The 4,812-nt window shown below is 55.5% G+C and carries 3 protein-coding genes and 1 pseudogene; all 4 read left to right on the top strand.

The annotated features are described in order from the left end of the window. Positions 1 to 316 (top strand): annotated as a pseudogene (locus BZL41_RS28785) (deoxyribonuclease I); the annotation flags it as partial. 348 nt (positions 317 to 664) lie between these two features. Next, complete coding sequence (locus tag BZL41_RS00150) at positions 665 to 1,027, top strand: histone-like nucleoid-structuring protein, MvaT/MvaU family (protein ID WP_095597421.1); 363 nt, start codon at positions 665 to 667, stop codon at positions 1,025 to 1,027. 190 nt (positions 1,028 to 1,217) lie between these two features. Further along, a complete protein-coding gene (gene mobH, locus BZL41_RS00140; protein WP_095597419.1) occupies positions 1,218 to 3,113 on the top strand; it encodes a MobH family relaxase in 1,896 nt (631 codons plus the stop codon). Beyond that, entirely contained in the window at positions 3,110 to 4,399 is a 1,290-nt protein-coding gene (gene xerC / locus BZL41_RS00135; RefSeq protein ID WP_095597418.1) for a tyrosine recombinase XerC, read from the top strand. Before mobH ends, xerC begins: the two co-directional genes overlap by 4 nt. The last annotated feature ends 413 nt before the right edge of the window (positions 4,400 to 4,812 follow it).

The raw sequence follows: 4,812 nt of genomic DNA, 5'->3' as shown, positions 1-4,812 counted from the left end.
TGCCCGCATTGCTGCGATCATGGGCCACCACAATCCGTTCGTGACCGGCGAAAGGCAATGGACGGTTGGATATAAGCCTGTAGGCGACGGCATCGTAAGCTCATTACCGACTGCGAACGTGCGCACCTCCTTGGCCGTCGTAGCCAAAGGCTCATCCTCAGGCGGATCGATCATCGGCAACCGGAACAGCCACGTTTACCACCTACCCATCGGCTGTCCGAGTTACGGCAGCGTATCGGTGAAAAACCAAGTGCTTTTCGCCTCTGAGGCGGACGCTCAAGCTGCTGGCTACCGAAAAGCCGGGAATTGCAGATGACATAAAGTGGTTTTCGGCTTAAGACATGCACGTCGCAAACGAAGTAATCATCTCCGTGCCATTGAGTAGACAAGTATCTCTACCGCGTTCGGCCTCATCTGTCCTTAGCCTTCGGCTAAGAGCTTAGGTGCCGGATAGATACGCATAGGAATATTGCCGCCCTCGGATTCCCATACATGAATACCTAGTGGAATGACTCCGACGACGGGGCCGTCGTTCATAATAAACCCAATGCCGGATAAATCTTCGAACCGACAATTAAAACGATGTTGCCTTGTGCGCCAAGTTGAAACTAAACTATTCTTCAGTATCTTTAGATACCAAACCTCACAGCCTAGGAACATGGCAATGTCCATTATCGCAGAATACAAAGCTCTCGAAGCTCAGATCGAAGAACAAAAGAAGCGTCTCGAAGCACTCAAGAACGACGATAAACTCCAGAAAGAAATCGCGTTTGAGAGCAGGCTTCGAGACCTGCTTGCGCAGTACAACATGTCTCTGCGTAATGTAATCGAGATTCTTGACCCGGACGCAGGAAAAAAACGTCAAGCTGCTGTTCCGGCAAAAACTACTCGCCGCGAACGTACCCTGAAGCGCTACAAGAATCCGAACACTGGCGAAGTGGTTGAAACCAAGGGCGGCAATCACAAAATCTTGAAAGCCTGGAAAGAAGAGTTTGGTGCTGAGACAGTTGAAAGCTGGCTTGAGTGAGCTGGATTCAGCTACTCAATTAAGGGCCGCGAAAGCGGCCCTTGTCGTTTCTGATGCACGCGGCCGACCTGTCTGCGAACCGAATGACCATAATGGCATTTCGCCCAAGAAATCCCCTCCAGCGCTGGATATCCTTTTCCCTTGTTGGCCCTGGCCCCTTTAGCGGAAAAGCCCGCCCCATGAGCACTTCATGGAGCATCCCATGCTTTCACTCCTTTGGCGCAGCAGAAGAAAGGCGATAGCCGCCGAGGCACCGTCGCCTGAAGGCTACATAGCCCCGGCGCGCAGCAAAGAACTCCTCAACACCCCGCGCCGGCAGAAGCTCCTGGAGAACATCTGGCAGCGAGCTTCGTTGTCGCGGCAGCAGTTCGCCGAGCTCTACAAGAAACCACTGGAACGATTTGCCGAGTTGGTCCAGCAGCTCCCAGCTTCGGAAAACCACCATCACGCCCACCTTGGCGGCATGCTTGATCATGGCCTGGAGATCGTCGCCTATGCGCTGAAGATTCGGCAGACGTACCTGCTACCCATAGGTGCGCCCCCAGAGTCCCAGTCGGCCCAGGCTGAAGCTTGGTCCGCAGCGGCTGCCTACGGCGCATTGATACACGACCTGGGCAAGATCGCTGTCGATCTACAGGTGGAACAGCAGGGAGGGAAGATTTGGCACCCCTGGCACGGCCCGGTCAGCCGGCCGTATCGCTTCAGGTACACCAAAGGCCGCGACTACCCGTTACATGGTGCTGCTTCAGCATTGATCTACTCCCAGATACTGACCCCGGACATCTTGGACTGGCTCAGCGGCTTTCCAGAACTATGGAAACCCTTGATCTTCGTGCTGGCCGGTCAGTACGAGCACGCCGGCATTCTTGGTGAGATCGTGATCAAAGCCGACCAGGCCTCTGTCGCCCAAGAGCTGGGAGGTAACCCCGAGCGTGCGCTGGCTGCGCCGAAGCAATCGCTACAACGACAGTTGGCCGAAGGTCTGCGCTACTTGGTGCGCGAGAAGTACAAACTGAACCACCCAGATGGCCCAGCGGATGGATGGCTGGCTCAGGATGCCCTATGGCTTGTCAGCAAACCCACAGCAGACCAACTGAGAGCCTATCTGCTGGCTCAGGGTATAGAGGGCATCCCAAGCTCGAATGCCCCCTTCTTCAACATGCTGCAGGATCAGGGCGTGATCCAGACAAACGCCCAGGACAAGGCGATCTGGAAAGCCACCATCGATAATGGCCGCGGCTGGAGAAACACGCTCACCGTACTGAAGCTGTCCCCAGCGCTTATCTGGCCAGACGCGAAAGATCGTCCTGCCGCATATACCGGTACCCTCGAGCTTGAGGAAGCAGGCACGCCAGCCGAAGAGACGGTGACGGATCAATTCACTGAGCCACTGGGCGGCGCCCCTGCCAAGCTCGATGATGCGCCCCCCTTCCCGCCTGCACACACGGAGACCTCTGCGACGGGCCTCCAGGGACCGGCAAACCATGACGGCGAAATAGACGAATTGCTGTCACTCCTTGATAATGGCACTTCGCCACCACAAGAGCTAAACACTAGCCCCGGCTCAACGGCTGCCACCCCCACTCCCAATGAGAGGAATGCGCCACCACAAGAACCTTTCGAGGCCGACTCAGGATCTCTACAAGTCGAAGACAAAGGAACAATGCAAAGCAGTACGAACGAGCTGAGCCAGGGATTTATTGACTGGCTTAGAACAGGTATCGCCTCCCGCCACATAATCATCAATGACAGCAAGGCCCTGGTACATACGGTAGCTGGAACAGCGATGCTGGTTACCCCAGGCATCTTCAAGCGGTACGTGCAAGAGTTCCCCGCGATCGAGCAGCAGGCAAAAGCCAGGCAAATCAATGCCTGGCAGCTTATCCAGCGCAGCTTCGAGAAACAGAAGTTGCATCGCAAGACCGACAAGAGCCTCAACATCTGGACGTGCGATGTGGTTGGCCCGCGCAAGTCGAAGCAGCTCCGCGGCTATTTGTTACGAGATCCTCATACCGTTTTCGCCGAGGTTCCCTTCGATAACGCCAGCCTGACGCTAAGAACCGATGCAGCGGAGGCGGAGCAATGACGCCTCTGGAGCTGGCCCAAGAATATATCTTCGCGCATGATCTTCGTGCCGCCAGCGCGAAAATCTACCTAGCCGCAACCAAAGCACTGATAAAACACTTCGGTGCCGTCGACGCAGAAGAGATCGATCATCGAAGCATTTTGGCATGGCGTCGAAAAGTCCTGGAGAATGGCCTGTCCAAACGGAGTTGGAACACCTATTCCAACCATCTGCGCACCATCTGGGGGTATGGCCTTGAGCAGGGAATCCTTACCCATACCCTGATCAACCCCTTCAAAAAGACCACCGTGATACCGCCCAAGCGACCGAGCAAGACGGTCTCCGGCGACGCTATTCAACGTGCACGCAACTGGCTCAAAGCACTGGCGGATCAGGAACGCGGCACCGGTGAGCGCAGCCAGATCACACCGGCCTGGTTCTGGCTCGCAACATTCGAGATGTTCTACTACACCGGCATACGGCTGAATGCCTTGCTCTGCCTGCGTTACAAAGATATTGACTGGGACAACCAGATGATCCTTGTGCGCGGCGAAACAGAGAAAACCCACCGCGAATTCTCTGTGCCAATCATGGAGGGTCTGGCGCCGCACCTACAGCGCATCCTGGACGAGGCAAAGCACGCCGGCTTTGCACCCGACGACCAGTTGTTCAACGTCAATCGCTTCTCCCGGTACTACCGCCGCAAGGAAATGAACATCGACCAGGTGGAAGCGATGTATCGGAAGCTCACCGACAAGATTGGCGTGAGAATGACGCCACACAGATTCCGCCACACGCTGGCCACGGACCTGATGAAGCAGCCGGAACGGAATATCCACCTGACCAAGAGCCTGCTGAATCATTCGAACATTGCCACGACGATGAACTACATCGAGGCGGACTACGACCATATGCGCGCAGTTCTGCATGAACGCAGCCTGGCCCAAGGCGCGCTGCAGCATGTACGTCGAGTGGATAGCAGTGGAGCATTGCCCCAGCCTTCAGATAATCCGATATCCCGGCCTCATGCAAAATCAGCAAGCCAGATACCTTCTCAGTTTGAACGCCCGGCGCCCAATCGGCAGCCATGTGAAACATGGCAGTTGCCTCCCCTCTCACTGGCCGGCAACACGATGCCTTCGCCGGGTGATTCGGTACAACCACCCGAGGAATTGTTCGAGCCCACCATGCTGTTCACGCTAATGGCGAACAGGCAGGGATCACAATCTTTCAACCGCCGTAGCAACTGCACAGCAGGGAAAGCTGGGCAAGCTGGGCAAGCTGGTAATGCCAGAGCTTCTCCCTAGCGGTATTTCGGCACCGCACCGTCGAATGGGTGCACCGCCATCCACACCAGAAAGTGGTGCCTCATTTCAGATGCAAGGGATAGCGCCGGCTGACGTCTGAAAAATGGCGCAACAACGCCAGTGTGGAACGCATTTCGAAGAAGAAGCGAACACTGCAACCCTCTGCGATTTTCGGTCGCACCGGGGTCGGCTCCGCATGCCTACAGAAAGGGAAAAAAGCTTCAGAAACGAAAAAGCCCACCTGATTGGTGGGCTATTCCATATTGACATCACTCATGAGCGAAACTAATGTTCGCCCCAGACGGCTGCAAGACTAGAAGTCGGCACTGCAAATACCCTTCCTAGAACTACACACCGCTACATCGAAATGGTGGGTCGTGTAGGATTCGAACCTACGACCAATTGGTTAAAAG

The sequence above is a fragment of the Pseudomonas sp. PIC25 genome, assembly GCF_002286785.1.
Classification (GTDB): Bacteria; Pseudomonadota; Gammaproteobacteria; order Pseudomonadales; family Pseudomonadaceae; genus Pseudomonas_M.
Note: the sequence above shows the minus strand (reverse complement) of the source record. Positions and strands in the feature narration are given on the sequence as shown.

Excerpts from the sequence above, each read along its gene's own strand:
- BZL41_RS00150 (WP_095597421.1), top strand. The coding sequence starts at position 665 with ATGTCCATTATCGCAGAATACAAAGCTCTCGAAGCTCAGATCGAAGAA.
- mobH (WP_095597419.1), top strand. The coding sequence starts at position 1,218 with ATGGAGCATCCCATGCTTTCACTCCTTTGGCGCAGCAGAAGAAAGGCG.
- xerC (WP_095597418.1), top strand. The coding sequence starts at position 3,110 with ATGACGCCTCTGGAGCTGGCCCAAGAATATATCTTCGCGCATGATCTT.